Here is a 26101-nt window from a genome sequence, read left to right as displayed (position 1 = left end):
GTCTTTCAAATCGCAGCGCGGTGGGCTGCGTGGCTCTCCGTAGCGTCGGGCCCGGTATTCGGTGCCCCTACGGGGTTCCCATTATAGGCAGTCACCGGGAGAATAACAGCCTCATCTCCCGGCAGCCGGCCGAACTCAGTCCGCCTGCAAGACCACCTGATGCTCGAACTCTTTTTCGCAGTAGCGGCATTTCAGGTGTACGTCGCCGTCGCGGGATTTCACGCTAAAGCTGGAAGACACCGGTTCGCTGCGGCTGATGCAGTTGCTGTTCGGGCAGGTCAGCACGCCGTCGATATGATCCGGCAGGCTGAGGGTCAGTTTGCGTACCACTTCATAATTGTCGATGCGGTTAACCGTGGCTTTCGGCGCGTACATGGCCAGTTGGTTGGCCTGTTGCTCCGTCAGGAAGGTGTTTTCGATTTTGATCAGGTCTTTACGGCCCAGCTCGTTGGAAGGAAGGTTCAGGCCGATGGTGATGCGCTGGTCGGTGGCGGTCAGCTTGAATAGCGTCAGCAACTTAAACCCGATCTGTGCCGGAATATGGTCAATCACCGTGCCGCACTTGATCGCTTCAACCTGCAGTTTGTTATCGTGAGTCATGACGGTTCCCCCTTAAAGAGCCAAATCTGCGTTTAAAACCAGCGCCAGCAGCGCCTGACGGGCAAAAATGCCGTTACCCGCCTGCTGGAAATAGTAGGCGTACGGCGTTTTGTCCACGTCGGTAGTGATTTCGTCAATACGTGGCAGCGGGTGCAGCACCTTGAGGTTGGCGCGTGCGCCGGCCAGATCCGCTGCGCGCAGAACGAACTGCGCCTTCACGTTGGCGTATTCGGAAGGATCCAGACGCTCTTTCTGCACCCGGGTCATGTAGAGAATATCCAGCTCGGGGACCACTTCTTCAATACTGCTGTGCAGGCTGAACTCGATGCCTTTCTCTTCCAGCATTTGCAGGATATAGGCCGGCATTGCCAGCGCGTCCGGCGCGATGAAGAAGAAGCGGTTGCCTTCAAACTTGGCCAGCGCCTGCGCCAGTGAGTGCACGGTGCGGCCGTATTTCAGGTCGCCAACCATGGCGATATTGATGTTGTTCAGGCGGCCCTGAGTTTCCTGAATGGTGAACAGGTCGAGCAGCGTCTGGGTCGGGTGCTGGTTGGCGCCGTCACCGGCGTTGAGCACCGGGATGCCGCCGGAAAATTCGGTCGCCAGGCGCGCCGCGCCTTCCTGCGGATGACGCATGACGATGGCGTCGACGTAGGTGCCAATCACCGAGATGGTGTCGGCCAGCGTTTCGCCTTTCTTGCCGAGCGAGGTGTTGCTGCCGTCGGCAAAACCCACTACCGAAGCGCCCAGACGGTGCATCGAGGTTTCAAACGACAGGCGGGTACGGGTCGAGGCTTCAAAGAAGCAGCTGGCGATCACCTTGTGTTTTAGCAGCTCGGGTTGCGGATTGGCTTTCAGGCTGGCGGCGGTGCGCAGCACCAGCTCCAGATCCTCGCGGCTGAGATCGTTAATAGAGATGATATGTTTGTGATACAGCGGGTTGGCCATTTTTCACTCTCCTCGACTCGTGCCCGTGGCGCGGGGCTTTGAACAGATTTTTCAGGCAAAAAAAAGCCCCTCAACGAGGGGCTTGAAACGATCGGTTTAGCAACAGGAGAAACAACGGCAGTTGGCTGCCGATTGGCAGTCGGTTTTGTCGGTTGTGGCTAACAAAACAAACGTCGTTTTTCATGCTTTCTCCTGGCAAATTGTCGCGCATTATACTCGCGCCTTTGTCCACTGCAAGCGCTAAAACGCCGATTTTTGTCATTTCGCAATCGATTGGCTGGTGGCCTTTAGCCGCATGGCAGAAATTTTACCTTCAGTGGGCTCGGCGCAGCAAAATCACCAGAACGAAAACGCCGCCCAGCCCGGCGGTAATGATCCCGATGGGCAGCTCTTGGGGGGCGGTGATGACGCGGCTCAGCAGATCGCCGGCAGAGAGCAATATGGCCCCTAACACCCCGACCAACGGCAGCAGACGCCGGTGACGTACGCCGGTAAAAGGGCGCGCCAGATGGGGAACCATTAAGCCGACAAATCCTATCACCCCGGTCAATGCCACCAGTAATGCCGTCGCCAGCGAACAGCAAAGAAACACTTCCGTGCGCAAACGGCGGGTGTTGATGCCCAGCGTGCCGGCGGTCTGTTCGCCCGCCAGTAAGCCGTCCAGCGATCGCCAGCGCAAGGCAATCAATACCACCAGCAACAGCAGCGCTATCAAGGCAAAAATCACATTATCCCAGCGGGCCAGCCCCAGCCCGCCCAGCGTCCAGAACAGTACGCTGCTGGCGGTACGCTGATCGCCGGAAAAAACCAGATAGTTGGTGAAGGCCCCGAATAAAAAAGAGACCGCCAGCCCGCAGATAATCAGCTTTTCGGTGCCTTTTTGCGATTGAGTCATAAAAATAACCAGCACCACGGCAGCAGAGAGCATGCCACCGGCAAAGGAAGACACCGGTAACGTCCAGGCCCCGAGGCTATCACCGAGACGGGTCATCACCAGCACCACGCCGGCGGAGGCGCCAGAGGAGAGGCCAAACAGAAAGGGATCGGCCAAATCGTTGCGGGTTGTGGTTTGCAACAGTGCGCCGACCAACGCCAGGCCAGCCCCCGCCAGCAGCCCAAGCAAGGTGCGTGGCAAACGCAGTTCCAGCACGATGCTCTTGATCATGGGGGGCACATCACCCGGGCCGATGCCCAGCGCGCTTAACACCTGGGCAAGAGAGAGCGACACGCTGCCTTGGGCGACATTGGCGAAGATTAACCCTGCCAATAACAGCGGGGCGAGGGTCCAGGCCAGCCTGAAACGTATTTTTTCCGACATCAGCTAACAGCGGCAGGATAAAGGGCCTGAGCCAGTTTGTGGATCGCCTCAATATTGACCGGCCCCGGTGTTAACGCCTGGTATTTCAATTTCAAATAGCGGTGATGGACCACTGCCGGGGTTTGCTTCATCAGGGGGTGTTGTTCAAGGAAAAGCTGCCGCGCATCGATGCTGTCGGTGGGCTCAGCCTGATAGTCCACCAGAATGATAAATTCAGGCTCTGTCGCCGCCACGCTTTCCCAATTGGTGTTCACCCAGCTGGTGTTCAGGGTATCCATCACGTTTGTTGCCCCAGCGGCTTCAATAATCGCCGTCGGCATGGCGTAGGCCCCGCTGGTGTAGGGCTTTTCTTCGCCGGAATCATAAAGGAACACCCTGACGGGTTTTTGCGTCGCAATTTTGCGATGGATATCTGCCACCTGCCGTTGCCAGCCTGCGACCAGCTTTTCCGCCTGTTCCTGTTTACCAAAGACTTTGCCGAGCCTGATCATATCGTCGTAGAGCAAATCCATACTGGCCCGCGGCCGATGGTTGTCGACGTGGATGCAGCTTTCACTCAACACCAGCGTTTTGATATTGAATTTTGCCAGCGCTTGCGGGGTCACTTCCCCACGAAGACCATAATTCCAGCCGGCGAAGAACAGGTCTGGACTGGCGGCGAGAAGGTTTTCGATCGTCGGGTATTTGGGGGCCAGTTCAGGAATGGTTCCCTGCTGCTGCGTGAATTCAGGGATGTTTTTGTACCAGCCGGAGATCCCTGTCACGCCGACGATAGAAGGCTGGAGCTGCAGGGCAAAGGCCATTTGCGACATATTGATATCTTGAATAATGGCACGCTGTGGCGGGCGTTCAAAGGTCAGGGGCTGGCCGCAGTTGTCCACCGTAACCGGGAAACCAGAGGCCCCGGCGCTTGCCGCGGTGAATGCCAGTAACGCGGCGAGGGTTAACTTTTTCACATCGACTCCAGATTCATTGCACCGAAAGGCTATTGATTGGGCATTACCGTCGGTTGTCTGGCCTGGCGTCAGTGGGGCGGAGAAAGGTCATCCCACTCGGGTAACCCCGTGGGCAAAACGGCAAAACCGAAGTCAATAACCCGGTTTATTGGAAACGGGGGCAACATACCTGAATAATTCGTATGACAAATATAGTTAGATCAAACAATTGTCGGTTGTGGCGAATATCACGGGGATTATGTCGGTAAAGCCTCGAAGAAACGCACAGCTTCGCCGCTTTCCGGATGACGAACCTGCAGCGTTCTCATGCCAAACACCTGTTGCAGGTGCGCCGATTCCAGCACCGTTTCAGGGCGGCCATAACAAAGGATTTTCCCCTCATTGATGATCATCACCTTATCGGAAAAGGGTTGCACCAGCTCGAGATCGTGCAGCACTTTTATCGTGGCTATCTTTTTTTCATGGATCAGCGACAGCAGTTGATGTCGGGCCAGCGGATCGAGGTGGTTAGTGGGTTCATCAAGCAATAACAGCACCGGCTGCTGCGCCAATGCTCTGGCGAACCCGGCGCGCTGGCGCTCACCGCCTGAAAGCTTGCCCAGCGGGCTATGTTGCAGGTGGCCGATACCCACCTCCTCCATCGCTTTTGCAACTATCAGCGCGTGTTGAGATGGCGAATGATCGGCCAGCCAGGGCAGTCGTCCCAGCGCCACATACTCGCTAACCTTAAGCCGTAAATCCGCATCATCGTGCTGGCTCAGCAAGGCGATAGCGCGGGCGCGTTGCTGGGGTTTTAAGCTGGCTAGGGGCTTTCCCTGAAAGAGAATTTCGCCTTCGGTCGGCTTGAGCTCACAGGTCAGTAGCCGCAATAGCGTGGATTTCCCACTGCCGTTCGGGCCGATAATGGTAACGGATTCACCGGGTTGAATACTGAAGCTGGCCCGATCAATTCGCGGGGCTTTCCCTGGGGGCGCCAGAGAAAGATTCTGCACCGACAGCAGGCTGTCGGTGGGCAGGCTGGTCATGAAATATCCTTTTCCGAGCTCAGAAAAATGTCTCAATGGTTTCTATAACGTTGTAATTATCATCAATCACCAACAGCGTCTTCCATTTATCGAAGGTCAGGCAGGGGTGAGAGGTGGCAAACACCAGTATATCTCCAACCTGCACCGGGAAGTCTACCGGGCAGCTTAACATGGCGTGCTGGTCCATAATCCCCTGGGTGGTTAACTGTTGCACGCCGCTGTCTTGCCGAACCCCGTTGCGGTAATGGGCGATCGGCTGCGGTAATCCGGCGTCAAAAGCCGCGTCTCGCTTGCCAAAATTGACGATAACCCGGCCCGGCTCCGGCACCGACTGTACCAGCGCTATCAATTCCAATGCCGAGGTTAGCTCCCCCGCCAGATCGCAGGCGTAGCTATCGCGGGCCAGCACCGCATTTTGCGCGTCCTGATAAATTCCCCGATCGTGGGTGATGTAACAGCCGGGGCGGATCACCCGACGGCAGTTTTCCGGCAGCGACTCTTCACCCCAAACGCGGCAAACCACGTCATACCAGGAAGAGCCCGCACCGGTGAGGATTGCTTCTTCACCGCTGAGCAGACGTTGCCGGTGCAGTTCACGCAGCAAGCCGGCGGCGTCACGCAGGAACCGTTCGATTTTACTCTGGGCGTCGTCGCCGTGCATCACGCCTTCATACAGCTCGATACCCTGTAGGCGCAGCCCTGGCAGCCCGGCAATATCCTGCGCCAGTTGCTCGGCTTGTGCCACGCTACGGCAGCCGCAGCGGCCACCGGGCACGCCCAGTTCCAACAGGACATCCAGGGTTTGCCCATGCTGGCTGAAAAACGCCGAGAGGGCTTGCGCATTGCTCAGGCTGTCGATGCAGCAAAGGAAAAGGGTGGAGGGATGTTGCGCTTTCAATTCGGCCACGAGTCGCATATTGGCCTTGCCGACCAGTTGGTTGGCCATCAGTACCCGGGGGACGCCCGCCTCCATTGCCACCTTCGCCTGCCAGGCTGAACCGACGCCCACCGCCCAGGCGCCCTGGGCTACCTGACGCTGGAAGATCCAGGGGGTCATGGTGGTTTTACCGTGCGGGGCCAGCGAGACGCCGCGTGCATCGGCATAGTTTTGCATCCAGGCGATATTGTTTTCCAGGCTGCTGAGCTTGATCACCGCGGCCGGCAGGCAGACATCTTCGTTAAGCAGGTTTGCCGGCGCAGACGGGTCACTGCGCAGCACGGCGGCCTTATGGGTAACGGTGAAATCTTTTTGGTATTTCATAACATTATCCTTTGGGTGCTCTATCTTTTTTAAATTGGGGTATCTTTATTTATTGCTTTGATTTTAATTGGTTTTAAATATTATTTTTTGATTTTAGGGTACAAAGTATCATTTTAAACGCTGATTTTTGTGTAGTCTTCCACTGTTTTCTTGCATTGTAAATGACAAAATTTAATCACTATGGGGTGAGGCGATGGGTGTGGATATCGACATTATCTCGCGCATTACAGAGCTTTTTATTGAGCTGAGCAGCGCCGAAAAACGTATCGCGCAATTCATTCTGGACGAGGCGGACGCGGTGACCGCTTTGCCGATTGCCGAGCTGGCCCGGCAGGCCAACGTCAGCCAGGCCTCGATCACGCGCTTCGCCAAAACGCTGGGCTGCCGTGACGTGCGTGACCTTAAGGTCAAGCTGGCGCAGTCGTTGGCGGTGGGGCAACGGTTTATCCATGAAGAACCGGACCTGGAAGGGATCCAGGGGATTTACGAAACCATCATCAATGTCCTGACGATTAACCGCCGGACGATCGATGAGCCGGCGCTGGCCAAAGCGGTGGAGTGGCTCAGCGACGCGCGGCAAATTCTGGCCATTGGCATGGGGGGCGGTTCGACCATTTGTGCCGCTGAGGTACAGCACCGCCTGTTTCGGCTCGGGCTGCCGGTGACCGCGCAAAGCGACGGCTTGCTGGTGCGCATGATGGCGGCGGCGGTGGCCAGGCAGGATGTGGTGGTGGCGCTGTCGCTGGGCGGCTACACGCAGGAAGTGGTGGAAAGCGCGGCGATTGCTCGCCAGTACGGGGCCAAAGTAGTGGCCATCACGCCGGCAGGAACGCCGCTGGCGGCGCAGGCCGACGTGCTGTTGGCGCTGGTGGTGCGGGAAAATGATTACATCTATAAACCCAGTACTTCGCGCTACGCCATGTTGGCGATGGTCGACGTGCTGGCGACGGCGCTGGCCATGGCGAATAAACGCCAGTCCCGGGACCGTCTGCGCCGCATCAAGCTGGCGCTGGACAGTCACCGTGGAGGAGAAGATCGGCAGCCGCTGGGGGACTGAGTCGCTGCCCCAAGACACTAACCTGAGGATGATGATTCATGCGGTATCAGTATCTGATTAAAAATGTCACGGTGATCGACGGCAGCGGCGGGCCGCAATACCGTGCCGATGTGGCGGTGAAAGACGATCGGATTGCGGCGATCGCACCCGCCATAGAGGCTGAAGCCGAGGTGGTGATCGACGGCCGGGGGCGGGTGCTGTCGCCGGGGTTTATCGACGTACATACTCACGACGACACCAACGTGATCCGCATGCCCGAGATGCTGCCGAAGATATCTCAGGGGGTGACAACGGTGATTGTCGGCAACTGCGGCATCAGCGCTGCCGGGGCGGTAATCAAAACCAGCGTGCCCGATCCGATGAACCTGCTGGGAGAAAAAGCGCATTTCGTTTACCCCACGATTGCCGATTATCGTCAGCAGGTCGAGGCCGCGACGCCGGCGGTGAATGTGGCGACGCTGATCGGGCACACCACGCTGCGCAGTAACCAAATGGACGACCTGTTTCGCCCGGCTAATGCCGAGGAAATCTGCGCCATGCGTGAGCAGCTGCGTGCCGCGTTGCAACAGGGCGCTTTGGGTCTGAGTACCGGCCTGGCGTATGCCTCGGCGTTCTCTGCCCCCACGGAAGAGGTGATGGCATTGGCGGAAGAGCTGGCGGGTGAGCAGGGGATTTACACCACTCACCTGCGTTCTGAATTTGAGCCCATACTCGAGGCAATGGAGGAGGCATTCCACATTGGCCGCCATGGCCGGGTGCCGGTGGTGATTTCGCACCACAAATGCGCCGGGGCGAAAAACTGGGGCCGCACGCAGGAAACGCTCAAGCTGTTCGACAGGGTGCGCCAGACGCAGGACGTGTCCTGCGACTGTTACCCTTATTCCGCCAGTTCATCGACGCTGGATTTAAAACAGATCACCGATGAGTTCGATATCGTCATCACCTGGTCCGAACCGCACCCGGAGATGGCGGGGCAATCCTTGCGGGACATCGCCGGGGCCTGGTCAATGAGCCTGCATGAGGCCGGCAAACGGCTGATGCCGGCGGGGGCGATTTATTACAACATGGACGAGCAGGATGTGCGCCGGGTATTGCGCTATCCGCTGACCATGGTGGGATCGGATGGCTTGCCGAACGATCCGATGCCGCACCCGCGCCTGTGGGGCGCTTTTCCCCGCGTGCTGGGCCACTACAGCCGCGATGAAGGTTTGTTCCCGCTCACGGTGGCGGTGCACAAAATGAGCGGTATGTCGGCGGCGCGTTATCAACTGCCGCAGCGTGGGCTGATCAAAACAGGGTACTACGCCGATCTGGTATTGTTTGACGCATTGAAAGTGAAAGACAGCGCGACGTTCAGCCAACCGCAGCAACCCGCTGCTGGGATCGACGCGGTGTGGGTGAACGGCGTACTGAGTTATCAACATCAGGCCGTGACCGGCCTGCGCGCCGGGCGGTTTTTGTGCCGTCAGGGCAACACAATCGACAGGAGCAAGGCATGACGATCAAAAGATACGGCATTGACGGCGGAACCGGGACCGGTGGGCAGCATCTGCCCTTTTCCCGCGCGGTAGAAGCCGGTGGCTGGTTGTACATTTCCGGCCAAACGCCGATGAAAGACGGTGAAGTGGTGGAGGGGGGGATTATCGATCAGTCTCGCCTGGCGATCCAAAACTGCCTGGATATTATGGCGGAAGCGGGATATGGCCTGGAAGACGTGGTGCACGTTAAGGTCATTCTGACCGATGCGCGTTACTTCCAGTCATTCAATAAAGTCTTTCGCGAGTTCTTTGCCGCTCACCCCCCTGCACGGATTTGCGCGGTCGCCGATCTGGTGGTGGATTGCAAGGTTGAAGTGGATATCACCTGCTATAACGCCGCACGTATTCCCCGCTAGAGTGCTTGCCGATTAAAGGGGGGGGGAAGCCACCCTCAGACCGCTGATTAACCCGCATAATGGCTAAACCGGTAGGGGTCGAACATGTTCGACCCGATTTAACCGATTGATTATGCGATAGGGCGCAGCATGCAGCGCCCTTACTACGAAACTTTGGAGCACTTTGCCAGTGGCCTTAGGGGGAAAATTTCCCTTAATCATCATTTCACCAGGCGGTGGAGCTCCGTGGCGCGAGTCGGTTATTTACTGACGCGATCGTAGTAGACCATGTCGGCGTTCAGACCCTGCTGATAACCTTTGACGTTATCGCGCAGCACCACTTCGGTTTTCGCCTGATCGATAAAGACATACGGCGAACTGCGTTGCAGTTCTTGCTGCATGGCAGTGTACAGCGCGCTGCGCTTGGCGGGATCGGCTTCGGCCACCGCCGCCAGCGTTTGCTGGTTCAACTGTGGGATCTGCCAGCCGTTGAGGCCTGCGACCGTGCTGGTCTTGCCGTCGTTATAGGCGAAGGCGCTGGCGTTGGAGTGGGCGTCGAAATAGTCCGGGATCCACAGACGGATCGCCGCCTGATGCTGTCGGGCGCGTACCCGCGAATAAACCTGGCTGCCGGCGGCCGGCAACAGTTCCACCTTCACGCCACCTTCGGCAAAGCTGGCCTGCAACGCCTGAGCAATAGTAATAAACGGCGGTTTGTTCTCGACGTCCAGCGTCAGCGAGGCATTGGTGATACCGGCCTTGGCCAGAATGGCCTTGGCTTTTGCCGGATCGAAACTGAACGGATTGTCTTTCAGCGCGCCCGGCAAGCCGACCGGCAGGAAGCTCTGGTGCACAAAATACTGGCCCTTCAGCAGGTCTTTAGTGATGCCCTGATAGTCGATCAGATAGCGCGCCGCTTCCCAGAACGCCGGGTTTTTCAACAGCGGATTGGCGGTATTGCCGGTGTTGAACACCAGGTAATTCTGCTCGGCAGAGGGGATTTCCAGCACCTTCACGCCCGGTTGATTTTTCAGCGCCACGGTTTGGTCCGGGCCGAGTTCGCGCGCCACATCTGCGTCACCTTGCTGGATCAACAGGCGGCGAGTGGCGGAGTCCGGCACGCTTTTAATGATGATGCTTTTCAGCAGTGGCTTGCTGCCCGGCGACGTCGGGTTGGCATCCAGCACAATCGCCTGATGCGGTTGATAGACGCGCATTTTAAACGGCCCGCTGCCGGCGGAGTGCATTTTCAGCCAGGCATTGCCGTAGTCGCCGTCTTTGGCGTTAGGCTGCACCGCCTTGCTGTCGACGATCGAGGCGATCGGCGTGGAGAGAATATTCAGCGCCACCGCAGGACTGACGTTCGCCGTCCAGCTCAGTTGCAGGCTGTGGTCGTCGATTTTTTTCAGCTGTGCGTCGATGTTGTCCGGCTGCCAGCCGAGAACGTTGAGGATAAACGCCGGTGACTTGTTCATCTTCACCGCGCGGCTAAAGGAAAAGATCACGTCATCGGCAGTCAGCGGGTTGCCGGAGGCGAAGGTCGCCTGCGGACGCAGTTTGATGGTCAGGGTTTTGGCCGCGGCGTTGCCCTGCCAGCTTTCCGCCAGCACCGGTTCCACTTTCGCCGGATCGTCGCGGTCCGCCTGCACCAGCCGCTGATACAGGCTTGGGACGGTCTGGATACTCGACAGCTCGTTGGCCTCCGCCGGATCCAGGCTGACGATATCGTCGAGCGATTGCACGACCACCAGCGTATTGGGCGGGGTGGCGGCCAGCGCGGATGAGGACAGGGCGGCAAGTATTAACAGCGGCAGGACTTTGGCTTTCATCGATGTTTTCCCTTGAATGTACGGCAAGAAATTATTGTTATCGTTTGTTTTCACGGCGTTTTCGCCGCCAGAATGCCACGGTAGAGTCTTTGTCGGCGGCTGACAAAGGCCAATCGGCTATTTGATATGCTTAAAATATATTAGACGGAAAAGGCGGGGGAGGACGCAGCGTGCTGGATCACTGCGCCCCGGCAATGCAGATTAAAACGTTTCGCTCAGGGTGGCGACCATCACCGCCTTGATGGTGTGCAGGCGGTTCTCTGCCTGATCGAACACCACGCTGTGTGCAGATTCGAACACCTCATCGGTGACTTCCATGCCGCCGTGCAGCCCGTATTGTTCGGCCATTTGCTTACCGAGCGTGGTCTGGTCGTCGTGAAACGCCGGCAGGCAGTGCAGGAATTTGACGTTCGGGTTACCGGTCAGTTTCACCATCGCCATATTGACCTGATAAGGCTTCAGCAGCGCGATACGCTCCTGCCAGGTTTCTTTCGGCTCGCCCATCGATACCCACACGTCGGTATACAGAAAGTCCGCGTCCTTCACCCCTTCGGCAATGTCTTCGGTCAGGGTGATCTTGGCGCCGGTCAGTTTTGCCAATGTCTGGCACTCTGCCACCAGCTCCGGCTGTGGCCAGCAGGCCTTCGGCGCCACCAGCCGCAGGTCCATGCCCGCCAGGGCGGCAGCTTCCAGCAGGGTGTTGCCCATGTTGTTGCGGGTGTCGCCAAGGTAGGCGAGCTTCACCTCGCTCAGCGGCTTGCCCGGTAGGTGCTCCTGTACGGTCAGCAGATCCGCCAGCAACTGGGTCGGATGGAACTCGTTGGTCAACCCGTTCCACACTGGTACGCCGGCATGGTTGGCCAGGGTTTCCACCAGCGCCTGACCATAACCGCGGTATTGAATACCGTCATACATCCGGCCCAGCACCCGGGCGGTGTCTTTCATCGATTCTTTATGGCCGATCTGGCTGCCGCTTGGGCCCAGATAGGTGACCTGAGCACCCTGATCGAAAGCGGCAACTTCGAAAGAGCATCGGGTACGGGTCGAGTCTTTTTCGAAGATGAGCGCAATGTTTTTGTCCTGCAGGTGGTGTTTTTCCTGGCCTTTCCGCTTGGCCTGCTTTAACTCGGCCGAAAGCTGCAGCAGCGCCTGAAGCTCCGCCGGGGTGAAATCCATTAACCTTAGGAAGTGACGTTTGTAGAACGGGTTTATGCTACTCATTGCCGTGTATCCTGATTGTTGTTATTGAATTAAAATTCACTTTATATGTATGAATATTCAATTTCAACCCCGTGGAAGAAATCTTTCACGTTTATCGTGGAAGCAATGCCGACGGTGTGTGAAAATAGAAGGAATACAGGCCATTTGACTTGAGGATATAGGCATGGCAAACCGCGAACAGCTAGAAGAACAACGTGAAGAGACCCGCCTGATCATCGAAGAACTGCTGGAAGACGGCAGCGATCCGGAAGCGCTCTACACTATCGAACACCACCTTTCTGCTGAGAAGTTTGAAGTGCTGGAGCAGGCCGCCGTTGAAGCCTTCAAGTTGGGCTACGAAGTGACCGACGCCGAAGAGCTGGAAGTGGAAGACGGTACCCTGGTGATGTGCTGTGACGTGATCAGCGAAATCGGTCTCAACGCCGAGCTGATCGACACTCAGGTAGAGCAACTGGTGGCGTTGGCGGCACGTTGCGGCGTCAACTACGACGGTTGGGGCACCTACTTTGAAGATCCGAACGGCGAAGAAGGTGACGACGACGAAGAAGAAGGTGACTTCATCGACGAAGACGACGACGGTAAACGCCATTAATTAATCTTGTGGGCCGGCGCTCGCCGGCCCCGCCTATCCCGCCGTTTTTCAAGCCGCAGCGCTAGCTGTAACTTGAAATGCATAGGGCAGTTGAAGCAGATGAAATACCAATCCCTGTTAGCCCCCATTTTAAACTTCCTGCATTGCGAAACCCCAGACGCCTGGATCGACGCCGCCCGTCGTCCGGAAAACCTGCCGCTGTTGCTGACCGACCATATGGTGTGCGAGCTGAAAGCGGCGCAAACCGGCATGTGGCTAATCCGCCGTTACGTGGCAGACAAGGAGAGCGGCGATGCCTTGTTGGCGCTGCTAAGGCCTTATGAAGCGTTTCTGCATGAAGCGCAGGGCGTGCCGGAAGCCTTGTTCCAGCAAAACAATTTCACCCGCAAGATCTTGCCTAAGAACGGCTCGGCCTACGGCCAGGATCTGGCGGACAAGATGGTGCTGCTGATCAAAGAAGAGCTGCATCATTTCTCGCAGGTGCTGGAGATCATGCTGGCGCGGCAGATCCCGTATAAGAAGATCACCGCCAGCCGCTATGCCAAAGGCATGATCCGCGAGATCCGCACCCACGATCCGGCCACGTTGATTGATAAGCTGATTTGCGGTGCCTATATCGAAGCCCGCTCCTGCGAGCGTTTTGCCCGGTTGGCACCGCATCTGGACGACGAGTTAAACCGTTTCTACGTTTCGCTGCTGCGCTCCGAAGCGCGCCACTATCAGGATTATCTGCAGCTTGCCGAACAGATAGCCGGTGGCGACATCAGTGAGCGGGTGGCCTATTTCGGCCGCATTGAAGCAGAGCTTATCCAAACGCCGGACAGCGAGTTCCGCTTCCACAGCGGCGTGCCCGCCTTCGCCTGATAGCCGGGCGCCCGCGCAACTCAGTTACGCCGGTGCGCCCAGCAGCAAATCCACCGCTTTTTCCGCCAGCATAATGGTCGGCGCATTGGTATTGCCGCTGGTGACCTGCGGCATCACCGAGCAGTCGATCACCCGCAGTCGCTCAAAACCGTGCACCCGCAGTTGCAGATCGGTCACCGAGTCCTGCGGCGATTGGCCCATGCGGCAACTGCCTACCGGGTGATACACCGTCTTGCAGAAGTTGCGCACAAACTCCTCCAACTGGGCGTCATCGTTCAACCACGCCGGCTGCGGCATCAGCAGATCTTTGATCAGCGGCTTGAGGGCCGCGGTTTGCAGGAAGCGCAGGCCGAATTTCACCGCGCGCACGCTGCCGGCCAGATCCTCCGGATGGCCGAGGTAATTGGCGTGCAGCTTCACCGGATCGCGCGGATCGCGGCTGCGCAGCAGGACTTCCCCTCGCGCCTTGGGCTGCAGATAACCGACCTTGAGCGTGAAACCGTGGATATTGGGCAGCGGTTCGCCGGGCACGTCGTCCCAGCTGTCGAGCATCGGCAGGAAGTGGATTTGCACGTCGGGCCGGCCGTCACCCTGGCTGTCGGTGAAGGCGGCACCTTCCAGTACGTTGGAGCTCAGCACGCCGCTGCGAAACGCCAGCCATTCGGTGCCGTGGCGTAGCGCCTGCAGCCCGCGATCGGCACCGTACAGGCTGATCGGTTGTCGGGTGCTGACGTTGATCGACATATGCAGGTGATCGTGGAAGTTCTTGCCCACCGGCAGATCGGCGAGCGGGGTTATGCCCAACTGTTGCAGATGTGCGCGTGGCCCAATGCCTGACAGCATCAGGATCTTCGGCGATCCTACCGCGCCGGCGCTGAGGATCACTTCCTTTGCCGCATGCGCGGTGACTTCGGCACCGCCGTTTTGGCTATACACCACGCCGGTGGCGACGTTGTTGTCCAATACCACGCGGTGCACCAGCGCATTCAGTTTCACCACCAGGCGTTGGTCGTTGCGCACCGCTTTCAGGTAGGTGCGTGCAGTGCTGGCGCGCTCGCCGTTATGGGTGGTGGTCTGGTAGAAGCCGACGCCGTGCTGGCTGTCGCCGTTGAAATCGTTGCGGTAGGGCAGGTCCAGCTCTTGGCCGGCGCGGATAAACGCCATGCTGAGCGGGTGTCGGTAGCGGTTCTCGCTGACCGGCAGCAGACCCTCACTGCCGTGATAAGCGTCGGACAGGCTCTCGTTGGCCTCGGCACGTTTGAAATAGGGCAGCACGTCCTGATACCCCCAGCCGACGCAGCCGTAACGTTCGGCCCACTCGTCGTAATCCTGCCGCTGGCCACGAATATAGATCATGCCGTTGACCGAGCTGCTGCCGCCCAACACCTTGCCCTGGGCGATCTGCATGCGGCGGTTGTTGGCGTGCGGCTCGGGTTCGGTTTCGTAGGGCCAGCTTTTTTTGGCGATGATTTTCGCCACGCCGGCCGGCATCTTGATGAATAAATTATTGTCGTCGCCACCGGCTTCCAGCAGTAACACCCGCGCCTGAGTGCGGCGGATCAACTGCGCTGCCAGTACGCAGCCGGCGGAACCTGCGCCGACAATGATGTAATCAAAAGCGTTTTCCGACATGACTGCTCCCTGTGCGATTACGGCATGAGCCTGTCATGGCAGAGTATCGCAAGCGGGCGGTAGGTCAATTTCAAATCGTTAATTTGTTAATGAATGTCACATAAATTGTTTTTAATTTTTATCAACTAATTGATTTAAATATATAAAAAATAAAATGTTCATATTAATATTTTTTGTGGTTTGCGTGGCAGTGACGATGCCGGAGCGAAAAATACGCGGTGATAAATATCCGGCGCATTGTTTCTAAACGGAATATTAAATATGAGATTTATCCGAGCGGGAAAGAGGATGTCAGCACAAAAATGCTGCTATATGATGAGCCACTCTGTGGTTGGATAAGATATTAAGAAATATGGACATTTCGATTAATAAATCTAATTATTTAAAAGGGATTGCCATCATATTGATGCTGATCCATCACCTGTTTGCCTACCCGATCCGAATTAGCCCGGATATCCCGGTCTATCATATTGTTAACAGCGTTGATCTTGAAATGTATCTTGGTCTGTTCGGCAAGATTTGCGTTTCGATGTTTCTGTTTCTGTCCGGTTACGGGTTTTCGCTGAAAAAAGAAGTGTCGTTTCACTATATTTGGGGAAAGCTGAAGAATTTATATATCAGCTATTGGATAGTGTTATTTATCTTTGTCCCTATCGGCATTTTCTTCTTTCCCGGAGAAAGGTATAGCCTTTCCCTGCCGCTGTTTCTCGAAAACCTGATTGGCATTAAATCCACGTATAACAGCGAGTGGTGGTTCTTCAAACTCTATGTGCTGTACGTGCTTTCTCTGCCGCTGTTGTCGCGGCTGAATATCTACCCTCTGCTGGGGCTGCTGGTTCTGGCGGCGCTGTGCGGCAGAGGGCTACAGTATTTCGCCTGGGCGCCTGAAATCTTGATCGAATATTGCACCTGGCTACTGCCTTTCGGCTTGGGCATGGTGTTTGGCCGCAGCAAGCAAATGCCGGCGGACTTCTGGGTGTCGAAGCTGATTGTTACCCTGAGCCGCACCCATCCGCTGATCTTGCTGATGGTGACGGTGGCGGTGTTTATCGTCGCCCATAATCCGGGGCTGCTGCTGGTGACGCCGCTGTTTATCATCGCGATGATGAAAACCGCAGACGGGCTGGGCAGCACGGTGAATCGGGCGGTGGGCGAGCTGGGCAAGCATTCGATGTACATGTGGCTGACCCACAGCTTCTACTGCTATTACTTCACTCAAAAGCTGATTTTTGCGCCGCGCTATACGCCGCTGATCCTGCTGCTGCTGATTGTGGTGTCCTATCTGACCAGCCTGGTGCTGAGCCGGATTGAGCTGGCGCTCAAGGGCAGGGTAACGGCGTAGGGAGGCTGAATGCTGTGCCCGTGATGACCCCGGGCGCAGCAGCAAGATTAAAGCGTTTTCAGCATGGTGACTTCGCAGTCGACGTGGCCGGTGGTGCCCATGGCGTGGTCGATATGTTCGAAGCCCAGATGCTCGTACAGACCGATGGCCTGCGTCAGGCTGGCGGTGGTTTCCAAATAACAACAGCGGAAGCCCTGTTGACGGGCAAACTCCAGTGCCTGCAGCGCCAGGCGTTTTGCCAGGCCCTGGCCGCGCAAAATCGGCAGGAAATACATTTTCTGTAATTCGCAAATATCGTCGTCACCGCCCTGCAGCGGAGCCACGCCGCCGCCGCCGGCAATCCGACCATCGACTTCTATCACCCAATAAGCGCTGCGTGGCAGGCTGTAGAGCTGATACAAGACGTCCAGATTGGGGTCGGAAACGGTATAGCCTTTGTCCGCCGTCAGGCCGTGCTCGGCAGAGACTTCGCGAATGACATTAGCAATAGCGGCATTGTCGTCAGCCGTTATTGGGCGCACCAGAAGACGTACTGGGGTTGCTGTTGTCATAGTTACACTCGCCATAAAAAGAACCCGAAGGGCTCCGGAATATCGTTTTTTGTGCGGACAAAAACGCGCCGGGGTTATATCTCGGCGGCGTCCATGCAGCTTTAATATCTTGTAATAACATCTATACCCTTCATCTTTCAAGCTGCAGATGTGTTGGCTGCGTTTTCTTACCCCAGTCACTTACTTATGTAAGCTCCTGGGGCTTCGCTCACTTGCCGCCTTCCTGCATCTCGAAATCTATTGGGTATTTATATGGCTGATGCAACGGCGATAAAAAAACAGCGGGGAAATCCCCGCTGTTTTTCAACTGTTGCAGTGAACCGTAAGATTACAGCGCGGCGATGGTCGCCTGCTGTTCCTGCAGCTTCACTTTACCTTCTTTGCAGGCTGCCAGACGTTCGCGCTCTTTGGCGACCACGGCTTCCGGCGCGCGCGCTACAAAGCCTTCGTTGGCCAGCTTGCCTTCGATCGAGGCGATTTCTGCATCCAGCTTGCCCATCTCTTTCGACAGACGCGCGATTTCGGCGTCTTTATCGATAAAGCCGGCCATAGGGATCAGCAGCTCGGCGCCATCCACCAGTTTGGTGACCGATACCGGGCCTTTGTCACCCGCAGGCAGCAGGGCGATAGACTCCAGACGCGCCAGACGCTCGATAAAGCCCTGGTTCTCCTGCACGCGACGCTGAGCGTCGGCACTGCAGTTGCGCAGCAGCACTTCCAGCTGTTTGCTCGGAGCGATATTCATCTCGGCGCGGATGTTACGCACCGCGGTGATCGCCTGCTTGATCCATTCCAGATCGTTCAGCGCCTGCGCGTCTTCCAACGCGGCGTCGTACTCTGGGAAGGGTTGCAGCATGATGGTGTCTGCGGTTTCGCCGGTCAGGGTTTTCACGCGCTGCCAGATGGTTTCGGTAATGAACGGGATCACCGGGTGCGCCAGGCGCAGCAGGGCTTCCAGCACGGTGATCAGCGTGTGGCGGGTGCCGCGCTGTTCCGCTTCGCTGCCGTTGCTTACGACCGGCTTGGTCAGCTCCAGGTACCAGTCACAGAACTGGTTCCAGGTGAATTCGTACAGGATGTTGGCGGCCAGATCGAAGCGATAGGTGTCCAGCGCTTCGCGGTAAGCCTTCACCGTACGGTTGAATTCGGCCAGGATCCAGCGGTCCGCCAGCGACAGCACTTTCTCGCCGCCGTTGAAGCCGCAGTCCTGACCTTCCGCGTTCATCAGCACGAAGCGGCTGGCGTTCCACAGCTTGTTACAGAAGTTGCGGTAGCCTTCCAGGCGCTTCATGTCCCAGTTGATGTCACGGCCGGTAGAGGCCAGCGCCGCCAGGGTGAAGCGCAGGGCGTCGGTGCCGTGCGGCTCGATGCCGTTCGGGAACTGCTTCTCGGTGCGCTTGCGGATTTTCTCCGCCAGCTGCGGCTGCATCATGTTGCCGGTGCGTTTTTCCAGCAGGTCTTCCAGCGAGATGCCGTCAACCATGTCCAGCGGGTCGATCACGTTGCCTTTCGACTTGGACATCTTCTGCCCTTCGTCGTCGCGGATCAGACCGGTCATGTAGACCGTCTTGAACGGAACCTGCGGCTTGCCGTTTTCGTCCTTCATGAAGTGCATGGTCAGCATGATCATGCGCGCAATCCAGAAGAAGATGATGTCGAAGCCGCTGACCATCACGCTGGTCGGGTGGAAGGTTTTCAGCGCGTCGGTCTGCTCTGGCCAGCCCAGGGTAGAGAAGGTCCACAGGCCGGAAGAGAACCAGGTGTCCAGCACGTCTTCGTCCTGAGTCAGCACCACGTCGGCGCCCAGGTTGTTTTCGCTGCGTACTTCTTCTTCGCTGCGGCCCACGTAGACTTTGCCGTTCACGTCGTACCAGGCCGGGATACGGTGACCCCACCACAGCTGACGAGAGATACACCAGTCCTGAATGTCGCGCATCCAGCTGAAGTACATGTTTTCGTACTGCTTCGGCACGAACTGAATTTCGCCTTGCTCAACCGCTTCCACCGCCACTTTCGCCAGCGGTGCGGTACGTACGTACCATTGGTCGGTCAGCATGGGTTCGATCACCACGCCGCCGCGGTCGCCGTAAGGCACCGTCAGGTCGTGCGGTTTGATCTCATCGAGCAGGCCCAATTCGTCAAAGGCGGCAACCACCGCTTTACGCGCCGCGAAACGCTCCAGGCCACGGAACTGGGCCGGGATTTCGTTGCAGTAATCGGTGCAGATTTCGCCGAGGGTGTTGAACACTTCCGCTTCCTGGCGGATATCGCCGTCGAAAGTCAGGATGTTGATCATCGGCAGGCCGTGACGTTTACCGACTTCGTAGTCGTTAAAGTCGTGCGCCGGGGTGATTTTCACGCAGCCGGTGCCTTTTTCCATATCGGCGTGCTCGTCACCGACGATGCGGATGCGACGACCCACCAGCGGCAGAACGATTTCTTTGCCGATCAAATCTTTGTAGCGCGGGTCTTCCGGGTTTACCGCCACGCCGGTATCACCGAGCACGGTTTCCGGACGGGTGGTGGCGACCACCAGGTAATCTTTGCCTTCGGCGGTTTTGGCGCCGTCAGCCAGCGGGTAGCGCAGGTGCCACATGGAGCCTTTGGACTCGCGGTTTTCCACTTCCAGGTCGGAGATGGCGGTGCGCAGTTTCGGATCCCAGTTCACCAGGCGTTTGCCGCGGTAGATCAGATCTTCTTTGTGCAGACGGACAAACACTTCGCGAACCGCGTTGGACAGGCCTTCGTCCATGGTGAAGCGCTCGCGCTCCCAGTCCACGGAGTTGCCCAGGCGACGCATCTGGCGGGTGATGGTGCCGCCGGATTCCGCTTTCCACTGCCAGATTTTGTCGATGAACGCGTCGCGGCCATAGTCATGGCGAGTTTTGTTTTCTTCTGCGGCGATCTTGCGCTCAACCACCATCTGGGTGGCGATACCGGCATGGTCGGTACCGGCCTGCCACAGGGTGTTTTTACCCTGCATGCGCTGGTAACGGATCATGGTGTCCATGATGGTCTGCTGGAAGGCGTGACCCATGTGCAGGCTGCCGGTAACGTTCGGCGGCGGGATCATGATGCAGAAGCTTTCCTGGCTGGTATCACCGTTTGGCTTGAAATAACCCTGGTTTTCCCAGTGATCGTACAGCTTCTGTTCGATCTCTTTCGGGTCGTATGCGGTATCGAGATGACTGTTTGTCTTTTCCATTTTATATCGTTGTTCAGTGAGTTGGCGGCGTTGCCGTGGTCAAATGGAAGCCGACGCTGCGATAGGCTTTATATCGGTCGCGCGCCAACTGTTTTAAGGTGTCTTCGTAAGGGACGAAGTCTACCACTTCATGGAAAGCAGTAGCAAAATCTGCAAACTGCGGCAGCAGGGCGATCAGCAGATCGCGCGGTGAGTTGCCGCGTTTGCCGGGCCAGCACAGCTCGACCGGGGCACCGTAGTGCGGCCCTTCGCCGGCCAGGTTGTGCGGCACGAACTGGTGCGGATCGCGCTGCCACAGCGCTTCGTCCAGCCGCTGGGCCTGTTCCTGGCTTTCGCAGGCGATCAACACCCGCTTGCCGGAGCGCCAGCGTTCGGCGGCAACGGCGCAGGCCACGGCCTCATGCGCGCTGAGCGCACCTGCCGGTTCCGCATGTTCAATTAAATAGAACGTAGCCTGTTTCATATAACCCCTTCATCTTTCAAGCTGCAGCCGTGTTGGCTGCCCTCCCTCACCCCAGTCACTTACCCGTGTAAGCTCCTGGGGATTCTCTCGGTTGCCGCCTTGCTGCAACTCGAAAGCTATTGGGTTTATAAAATTGTGCAGCATTACTAAAAACACAAGGGTACAGCATGCTGTACCCTTGGGGATTATACCTGAATTACCGCTCAGATTTAATCGTCGCCGTTCAGCCCCGCGCGATTGAGCAGGAACTGCGCCAGCATCGCTACCGGACGACCGGTTGCGCCTTTGGCTTTGCCGGAACGCCAGGCGGTGCCGGCGATATCCAGGTGCGCCCAGCTGTACTTGCGGGTAAAGCGCGACAGGAAGCAGGCTGCGGTGATAGCCCCGCCCGGACGGCCGCCAATGTTTGCCATATCGGCAAAATTGGAGTCCAGCTGCTCATAGTACTCGTCGGACATCGGCAAGCGCCACGCGCGGTCACCGGCCTGTTCGGACGCGCCGATCAGTTCGTGTGCCAGCGGGTTGTGGTTCGACATCAGGCCGGTGATGTGGTGGCCCAGCGCGATCACGCAGGCGCCGGTCAGGGTGGCAACGTCAATCACCAGCTCCGGATCGAAACGCTCAACGTAGGTCAGGGTGTCGCACAGCACCAGGCGGCCTTCGGCGTCGGTGTTCAACACCTCGACGGTCTGGCCGGACATGGTGGTCAGCACGTCACCCGGACGATAAGCGCTGCCGCCCGGCATGTTTTCACAGCCGGCCAGTACGCCGATCACGTTCAGCGGCAGGTTCAATTCCGCCACCACGCGCATCACGCCGTACACGGTGGCGGCGCCACACATGTCGTACTTCATCTCGTCCATGCTGTCGGCAGGTTTGATCGAGATACCGCCGGAGTCGAAGGTCAGCCCTTTACCCACCAGCACAATCGGCTTGGCGTCCGGGTTCGGGTTGCCTTTATATTCCATCACCGACATCAGCGATTCGTTCTGCGACCCTGCGCCAACCGCCAGATAGGCGTTCATCCCCAGCTCTTTCATCTGCTGTTCGCCGATGACGCGGGTGGTGATGTTGGTGCTGAAGGCATCCGCCAGTTGACGAGCCTGAGAGGCCAGGTAGCCGGCGTTACAGATGTTCGGCGGCATATTGCCGAGATCTTTCGCTGCCTTGATACCGGAAGAGACGGCCAGACCGTGCTGGATAGCGCGTTCGCCGCTGGTGAGCTCACGGCGGGTCGGCACATTGAACACCATTTTGCGCAGCGGACGGCGCGGCTCCACTTTATTGCTTTTCAGCTGATCGAAGGTGTAGAGCGTTTCTTTTGCGGTTTCCACCGCCTGGCGCACCTTCCAGTAAGTGTTGCGGCCTTTCACGTGCAGCTCGGTCAGGAAGCAGACCGCTTCCATGGAGCCGGTATCGTTAAGGGTATTGATGGTTTTTTGAATCACCTGTTTGTACTGGCGTTCATCGAGCTCGCGCTCTTTGCCACAGCCAATCAACAGGATGCGTTCGGAGAGAATGTTAGGCACATGGTGCAGCAGTAACGTCTGCCCGACTTTACCTTCCAGTTCGCCACGGCGCAGCAAAGCGCTGATATAACCATCACTGATTTTGTCGAGTTGTTCTGCGATAGGGGACAAGCGGCGCGGTTCGAAAACGCCGACTACAATACAGGCACTGCGCTGTTTTTCCGGGCTACCGCTTTTTACACTGAACTCCATGCACTCTCCTGAATCTTAAAGACAAAGGCAGGCGCTACGGCTAGAATAACGTACTCCGTAACGATCTCCCGCCATTGAGTTAACTAACTATGTTAACCTGAACGGCGTAAATTGCTCTGTTTTGGCGACTATAAGTAAGTTCCTATAGGACACCCAAATGCTAGATGTTGTAATACTATTTTAGCTGTGTTGGTTGCCATATGATGAGAATAAATGGCGGATTAGCGATGAAACTATCGATTTTCCTGCAAAAAGACAAGTTTTCACAGGCGTAATAAGCGTGATCATCATAAGATATCTGGTACGGGAAACGCTAAAGAGCCAAATCGCGATCCTTTTCATCCTGCTTCTGATCTTCTTTTGTCAGAACCTGGTCAAGGTGTTAGGCGATGCGGTGGACGGCGATGTCCCGACAAATTTAGTCCTTTCATTGCTCGCATTGGGTGTGCCGAAGATGGCGCAGCTAATCCTGCCGTTAAGCCTGTTTCTCGGCTTATTGATGACGCTTGGGCGGCTGTATACCGACAGCGAAATCACCGTGATGCATGCCTGCGGGCTGGGTAAGCGCACCCTGATTATCGCCGCGATGGTGCTGGCGCTGATCACCTCCGCCGTGGCGGCGGTCAACGTGTTCTGGGCCGGGCCCATGGCCTCGCGCTATCAGGACGTGGTGATCAGTGAAGCCAAAGCCAACCCCAGCATCGCCGGGCTGGCGGAAGGGCAGTTCAAACCTTCGCAAGACGGCAACGCGGTGCTGTTTATCGGCAACGTAAAAGGCAGCACCTTCAACGACGTGTTCCTGGCACAACTGCGGCCGAACGGCAACCAACGCCCATCCGTGGTGGTGGCTGAGCATGGCCAGATCAACCAGATGAAAGACGGTTCGCAGGTGGTGACGCTGGACAAGGGCACCCGCTTCGAAGGCACCGCGCTGCTGCGTGACTTCCGCATTACCGATTTCAACGACTACAAAGCCGTGGTCGGTCACCGCACGGTCGCCGTGGACGGCAACCAGGCCGAGCAGATGTCGATGCAGACGCTGCTGGAGTCTGACGACCCGGACGCGCGCGCCGAGTTCCACTGGCGCCTGACGCTGGTGCTTTCCGTGGTGATCATGGCGCTGTTGGTGGTACCGCTCAGCGTGGTCAACCCACGCCAGGGCCGCGTGCTGAGCATGCTGCCGGCCATCCTGCTGTATTTGATTTTCTTCCTGCTGCAGACGTCGCTGCGTTCCAACGGCGGCAAGGGCAAACTGGACCCGATGATATGGCTTTGGGTGGTCAACGCGGCGTACTTTGCGATCGCGCTGGCGCTAAACCTGTGGGATACGGTGCCGATGCGTAAGCTGCGCGCACGCCTGAGAGGAGCGGCCTGATGTTTGGCGTTTTAGACCGATATATCGGTAAGACGATTTTCAACACCATCATCATGACGTTGTTCATGCTGGTGTCGCTTTCCGGCATCATCAAGTTCGTCGACCAGCTGCGTAAAGTGGGCCAGGGCGAGTACACGGCGCTGAGCGCCGGGATGTTTACCCTGCTGAGCGTACCGAAAGACATCGAGATCTTCTTCCCGATGGCCGCACTGCTGGGCGCACTGCTCGGGCTGGGGCAACTGGCGACGCGCAGTGAACTGGTGGTGATGCAGGCTTCCGGTTTTACCCGCATGCAGATCGCCGGCTCGGTGATGAAAACCGCTATCCCGCTGGTGCTGTTGACCATGGCGATTGGCGAGTGGGTGGCACCGCAGGGCGACCAGATGGCGCGCAACTACCGTGCGCAGCAGATGTACGGCGGCTCGCTGCTTTCCACCAAAAACGGCCTGTGGGCGAAGGACGGCAACGACTTCATCTACATCGAGCGCGTGGCGGGCGAGAAAGAGCTTTCCGGCGTCAACATCTACCACTTCAACGACCAGCGCAGGCTGGAGACGGTGCGCTATGCCGCCACCGCCAGCTTTGAAGACGGCGTGTGGAAGCTTTCGCAGGTGGATACCTCTGACCTGACCAATGAAAAGCAGGTGACCGGTACCCAGACGCTGACAGGCGAATGGAAAACCAACCTGACCCCGGACAAACTGGGCGTGGTAGCGCTGGACCCAACCTCGCTTTCGATCAGCGGCCTGCACAACTACGTGAAGTACCTGAAACAAAGCGGCCAGGAAGCCAACCGCTACCAGCTGAACATGTGGAGCAAAGTGTTCTCGCCGCTTTCCGTCGCGGTGATGATGCTGATGGCGCTGTCGTTCATCTTCGGGCCGCTGCGCAGTGTGCCGATGGGCGTGCGTGTGGTGACCGGTATCAGCTTCGGTTTCCTGTTCTACGTGCTGGACCAGATATTCGGCCCGCTGAGCCTGGTGTACAACATGCCGCCGGTACTGGGCGCGTTGCTGCCAAGCATGCTGTTCCTGCTGATCAGCGTGTATATGCTGCTAAAACGCAAGTAGCGGCACGACAGACGATTTAAAAAGGCGTAGCCATGCGGTTACGCCTTTTTTGTTTCTGGGTGCTCTGCAGCGCGCTACTGATGATATTACTACGCACAGGCGCACGTTATCACCGATGTCTTCCGTAGGGGCGCCGCACGCCGCGCCCGTGCCGTTTGCCACAGTTATCCCCGATGTCTTCCGTAGGGGCGCCGCATGCTGCGCCCTTGCCGTTTGCCACAGTTATCCCGATGTCATCCGTAGGGGCGCCGTATGCTGCGCCCGTGCCGTTTGCCGCCGTTATCCCCAATCGACACGCCTTACTTTGCCCAAAAAACGAGCCAACGTGACCCCGGCGACGATTTTTTCAGCACTTAACTCATTGAACAACGGATAAGTGTTGCACGTGGATCGCTGAAAGGTATAATGCACCCGTTTTCCGCATACTACTTGCAGTGCCGAAGTGGCGAAATCGGTAGACGCAGTTGATTCAAAATCAACCGTAGAGATACGTGCCGGTTCGAGTCCGGCCTTCGGCACCAAAAGTATATAAATAGACGTCAATCGACGTCTTTTTTTATGCCCGAAATTCGCGCCACACAAGGCTTTACCCGCTTTTCCCCTCAACTAAAGTCAACCTAACTCAACCTACATCAACAAGCTTGTGAGTATACTAATGAGTATATTTGCCGATTCGATATTGCTTGTATACTCACGAAATACCAATGGAAGGAGGACCATTATGGCCCTAACGGATACTAAAGTTCGTTCTGCGAAACCTGAGGAGAAAGAGTATTCACTTGTTGACGGCGACGGCATGTCCTTACTTGTAAAACCTAACGGCTCAAAGTATTGGCGATTTCGTTTCCGTTTTGGCGGTAAACAGCATTTGATGGCGTTTGGCGTCTATCCTGAAATCTCGTTAGCTAATGCCAGACAAAAGAGAGAAGAGGCCAGAAAGCTGGTTGCTGCTGGCATTGATCCTCGTGAGCATAAGCGTGCTTTAAAAGAAGAGCAGGCGAAAGAGATTATTACTTTCGAGAAGGTTGCCAGAGAGTGGCTTGCGGCTAACCAAAAATGGTCAGAAGATCATGCTAATCGCGTAAAAAAGAGCCTGGAGGACAATATCTTCCCGGCAATCGGTGACCCGTCCTGAATAGCGTTGACACATTTTACTCACGCACAGAGGAAAATGTGATGAACCAGTATGTTAAACGCA

Annotated in this window: 21 protein-coding genes, 1 tRNA gene and 1 pseudogene; 10 read left to right on the top strand and 13 right to left on the bottom strand. The window is 57.0% G+C overall.

What is annotated here, in order from left to right; genetic code table 11:
- Positions 1-135: 135 nt before the first annotated feature.
- The 6 genes from pyrI to AC1RKG_RS20455 all read right to left on the bottom strand — a co-directional run bounded on the left by pyrI (position 136) and on the right by AC1RKG_RS20455 (position 6108).
- On the bottom strand, positions 136-600 hold the full coding sequence (gene pyrI / locus AC1RKG_RS20480) for an aspartate carbamoyltransferase regulatory subunit (RefSeq protein WP_020825003.1): 465 nt from the start codon (positions 598-600) through the stop codon (positions 136-138).
- Positions 601-612: 12 nt separating this feature from the next.
- Complete coding sequence (pyrB, locus tag AC1RKG_RS20475) at positions 613-1548, bottom strand: aspartate carbamoyltransferase (RefSeq protein WP_020825004.1); 936 nt, start codon at positions 1546-1548, stop codon at positions 613-615.
- Positions 1549-1861: 313 nt separating this feature from the next.
- On the bottom strand, positions 1862-2866 hold the full coding sequence (locus tag AC1RKG_RS20470; protein WP_046374622.1) for a FecCD family ABC transporter permease: 1005 nt from the start codon (positions 2864-2866) through the stop codon (positions 1862-1864).
- Entirely contained in the window at positions 2866-3822 is a 957-nt protein-coding gene (locus AC1RKG_RS20465) for an ABC transporter substrate-binding protein (RefSeq protein WP_020825006.1), read from the bottom strand. Before AC1RKG_RS20465 ends, AC1RKG_RS20470 begins: the two co-directional genes overlap by 1 nt.
- A 236-nt stretch (positions 3823-4058) precedes the next feature.
- Complete coding sequence (locus tag AC1RKG_RS20460) at positions 4059-4847, bottom strand: ABC transporter ATP-binding protein (RefSeq protein ID WP_493183652.1); 789 nt, start codon at positions 4845-4847, stop codon at positions 4059-4061.
- 19 nt (positions 4848-4866) lie between these two features.
- Positions 4867-6108 carry an amino acid deaminase gene (locus AC1RKG_RS20455; protein WP_493183651.1) on the bottom strand — a complete coding sequence of 414 codons (1242 nt, stop codon included), beginning with the start codon at positions 6106-6108 and terminating at the stop codon, positions 4867-4869.
- Positions 6109-6301: 193 nt separating this feature from the next.
- Between AC1RKG_RS20455 and AC1RKG_RS20450 the strand changes: the two genes are divergently transcribed.
- Genes AC1RKG_RS20450 through AC1RKG_RS20440 form a run of 3 tightly spaced genes read left to right on the top strand, consistent with a single transcriptional unit; the run spans position 6302 to position 9059 of the window.
- The gene (locus AC1RKG_RS20450) at positions 6302-7165 is read left to right on the top strand and encodes a MurR/RpiR family transcriptional regulator (protein ID WP_046374619.1); all 864 of its coding nucleotides are present in this window, start codon (positions 6302-6304) and stop codon (positions 7163-7165) included.
- A 38-nt stretch (positions 7166-7203) separates the two neighbouring features.
- Complete coding sequence (locus AC1RKG_RS20445) at positions 7204-8664, top strand: N-acyl-D-amino-acid deacylase family protein (RefSeq protein WP_493183650.1); 1461 nt, start codon at positions 7204-7206, stop codon at positions 8662-8664.
- A complete protein-coding gene (locus tag AC1RKG_RS20440) occupies positions 8661-9059 on the top strand; it encodes a RidA family protein (protein ID WP_020825011.1) in 399 nt (132 codons plus the stop codon). The genes AC1RKG_RS20445 and AC1RKG_RS20440 overlap by 4 nt, the downstream gene beginning before the upstream one ends.
- Positions 9060-9298: 239 nt before the next feature.
- Here AC1RKG_RS20440 and AC1RKG_RS20435 read toward each other — a convergent pair whose 3' ends face one another.
- Positions 9299-10867: an ABC transporter substrate-binding protein gene (locus AC1RKG_RS20435; protein ID WP_116691371.1), complete on the bottom strand. Its 1569-nt coding sequence runs from the start codon at positions 10865-10867 to the stop codon at positions 9299-9301.
- Between the two features lie 201 nt (positions 10868-11068).
- Entirely contained in the window at positions 11069-12088 is a 1020-nt protein-coding gene (argF, locus tag AC1RKG_RS20430) for an ornithine carbamoyltransferase (RefSeq protein ID WP_493183649.1), read from the bottom strand.
- Positions 12089-12251: 163 nt separating this feature from the next.
- Here argF and rraB point away from each other — a divergent pair, with 163 nt between their 5' ends.
- Positions 12252-12680, top strand: coding sequence for a ribonuclease E inhibitor RraB (gene rraB / locus AC1RKG_RS20425; protein WP_020825014.1), 429 nt, complete (start codon positions 12252-12254; stop codon positions 12678-12680).
- 99 nt (positions 12681-12779) lie between these two features.
- Positions 12780-13544 carry a tRNA isopentenyl-2-thiomethyl-A-37 hydroxylase MiaE gene (gene miaE, locus AC1RKG_RS20420; protein ID WP_020825015.1) on the top strand — a complete coding sequence of 255 codons (765 nt, stop codon included), beginning with the start codon at positions 12780-12782 and terminating at the stop codon, positions 13542-13544.
- Between the two features lie 24 nt (positions 13545-13568).
- Here the strand turns inward: miaE and AC1RKG_RS20415 are convergent, their stop codons facing one another.
- Positions 13569-15176, bottom strand: coding sequence for a GMC family oxidoreductase (locus AC1RKG_RS20415; protein WP_493183648.1), 1608 nt, complete (start codon positions 15174-15176; stop codon positions 13569-13571).
- Between the two features lie 352 nt (positions 15177-15528).
- Between AC1RKG_RS20415 and AC1RKG_RS20410 the strand changes: the two genes are divergently transcribed.
- Positions 15529-16518 (top strand): acyltransferase family protein, encoded by a 990-nt coding sequence (locus AC1RKG_RS20410; protein ID WP_493183647.1) that lies wholly within the window; start codon positions 15529-15531, stop codon positions 16516-16518.
- A 47-nt stretch (positions 16519-16565) separates the two neighbouring features.
- On the opposite strand, the gene AC1RKG_RS20405 is transcribed toward AC1RKG_RS20410, so the two are convergent.
- The 4 genes from AC1RKG_RS20405 to pepA all read right to left on the bottom strand — a co-directional run bounded on the left by AC1RKG_RS20405 (position 16566) and on the right by pepA (position 22458).
- On the bottom strand, positions 16566-17069 hold the full coding sequence (locus AC1RKG_RS20405) for a GNAT family N-acetyltransferase (protein ID WP_041414155.1): 504 nt from the start codon (positions 17067-17069) through the stop codon (positions 16566-16568).
- Positions 17070-17397: 328 nt separating this feature from the next.
- The gene (locus tag AC1RKG_RS20400) at positions 17398-20274 is read right to left on the bottom strand and encodes a valine--tRNA ligase (RefSeq protein WP_493183646.1); all 2877 of its coding nucleotides are present in this window, start codon (positions 20272-20274) and stop codon (positions 17398-17400) included.
- A gap of 13 nt (positions 20275-20287) precedes the next feature.
- Complete coding sequence (locus AC1RKG_RS20395; protein WP_012005017.1) at positions 20288-20737, bottom strand: DNA polymerase III subunit chi; 450 nt, start codon at positions 20735-20737, stop codon at positions 20288-20290.
- A 209-nt stretch (positions 20738-20946) separates the two neighbouring features.
- Complete coding sequence (gene pepA / locus AC1RKG_RS20390; RefSeq protein ID WP_020825020.1) at positions 20947-22458, bottom strand: leucyl aminopeptidase; 1512 nt, start codon at positions 22456-22458, stop codon at positions 20947-20949.
- A 280-nt stretch (positions 22459-22738) separates the two neighbouring features.
- Between pepA and lptF the strand changes: the two genes are divergently transcribed.
- The 4 genes and pseudogenes from lptF to AC1RKG_RS20370 all read left to right on the top strand — a co-directional run.
- Positions 22739-23833, top strand: coding sequence for an LPS export ABC transporter permease LptF (gene lptF, locus AC1RKG_RS20385; RefSeq protein ID WP_020825021.1), 1095 nt, complete (start codon positions 22739-22741; stop codon positions 23831-23833).
- Positions 23833-24903 carry an LPS export ABC transporter permease LptG gene (gene lptG, locus AC1RKG_RS20380; protein WP_020825022.1) on the top strand — a complete coding sequence of 357 codons (1071 nt, stop codon included), beginning with the start codon at positions 23833-23835 and terminating at the stop codon, positions 24901-24903. Before lptF ends, lptG begins: the two co-directional genes overlap by 1 nt.
- 436 nt (positions 24904-25339) lie before the next feature.
- Positions 25340-25424 (top strand) — tRNA-Leu (locus AC1RKG_RS20375).
- 200 nt (positions 25425-25624) lie between these two features.
- A pseudogene (locus AC1RKG_RS20370) lies at positions 25625-26026 on the top strand (integrase arm-type DNA-binding domain-containing protein); the annotation flags it as partial.
- Between the last annotated feature and the right edge of the window lie 75 nt (positions 26027-26101).

Source organism: Serratia sp. GW822-FHT06D09 (assembly GCF_058799515.1).
This window is presented reverse-complemented; position numbering and strand designations above follow the sequence as displayed.

What these genes read in the sequence shown, in the direction of transcription:
- pyrI (WP_020825003.1), bottom strand. Translation starts at nt 600, where the DNA reads ATGACTCACGATAACAAACTGCAGGTTGAAGCGATCAAGTGCGGCACG.
- pyrB (WP_020825004.1), bottom strand. Translation starts at nt 1,548, where the DNA reads ATGGCCAACCCGCTGTATCACAAACATATCATCTCTATTAACGATCTC.
- AC1RKG_RS20470 (WP_046374622.1), bottom strand. Translation starts at nt 2,866, where the DNA reads ATGTCGGAAAAAATACGTTTCAGGCTGGCCTGGACCCTCGCCCCGCTG.
- AC1RKG_RS20460 (WP_493183652.1), bottom strand. Translation starts at nt 4,847, where the DNA reads ATGACCAGCCTGCCCACCGACAGCCTGCTGTCGGTGCAGAATCTTTCT.
- AC1RKG_RS20455 (WP_493183651.1), bottom strand. Translation starts at nt 6,108, where the DNA reads ATGAAATACCAAAAAGATTTCACCGTTACCCATAAGGCCGCCGTGCTG.
- AC1RKG_RS20450 (WP_046374619.1), top strand. Translation starts at nt 6,302, where the DNA reads ATGGGTGTGGATATCGACATTATCTCGCGCATTACAGAGCTTTTTATT.
- AC1RKG_RS20445 (WP_493183650.1), top strand. Translation starts at nt 7,204, where the DNA reads ATGCGGTATCAGTATCTGATTAAAAATGTCACGGTGATCGACGGCAGC.
- AC1RKG_RS20440 (WP_020825011.1), top strand. Translation starts at nt 8,661, where the DNA reads ATGACGATCAAAAGATACGGCATTGACGGCGGAACCGGGACCGGTGGG.
- AC1RKG_RS20435 (WP_116691371.1), bottom strand. Translation starts at nt 10,867, where the DNA reads ATGAAAGCCAAAGTCCTGCCGCTGTTAATACTTGCCGCCCTGTCCTCA.
- argF (WP_493183649.1), bottom strand. Translation starts at nt 12,088, where the DNA reads ATGAGTAGCATAAACCCGTTCTACAAACGTCACTTCCTAAGGTTAATG.
- rraB (WP_020825014.1), top strand. Translation starts at nt 12,252, where the DNA reads ATGGCAAACCGCGAACAGCTAGAAGAACAACGTGAAGAGACCCGCCTG.
- miaE (WP_020825015.1), top strand. Translation starts at nt 12,780, where the DNA reads ATGAAATACCAATCCCTGTTAGCCCCCATTTTAAACTTCCTGCATTGC.
- AC1RKG_RS20415 (WP_493183648.1), bottom strand. Translation starts at nt 15,176, where the DNA reads ATGTCGGAAAACGCTTTTGATTACATCATTGTCGGCGCAGGTTCCGCC.
- AC1RKG_RS20410 (WP_493183647.1), top strand. Translation starts at nt 15,529, where the DNA reads ATGGACATTTCGATTAATAAATCTAATTATTTAAAAGGGATTGCCATC.
- AC1RKG_RS20405 (WP_041414155.1), bottom strand. Translation starts at nt 17,069, where the DNA reads ATGACAACAGCAACCCCAGTACGTCTTCTGGTGCGCCCAATAACGGCT.
- AC1RKG_RS20400 (WP_493183646.1), bottom strand. Translation starts at nt 20,274, where the DNA reads ATGGAAAAGACAAACAGTCATCTCGATACCGCATACGACCCGAAAGAG.
- AC1RKG_RS20395 (WP_012005017.1), bottom strand. Translation starts at nt 20,737, where the DNA reads ATGAAACAGGCTACGTTCTATTTAATTGAACATGCGGAACCGGCAGGT.
- pepA (WP_020825020.1), bottom strand. Translation starts at nt 22,458, where the DNA reads ATGGAGTTCAGTGTAAAAAGCGGTAGCCCGGAAAAACAGCGCAGTGCC.
- lptG (WP_020825022.1), top strand. Translation starts at nt 23,833, where the DNA reads ATGTTTGGCGTTTTAGACCGATATATCGGTAAGACGATTTTCAACACC.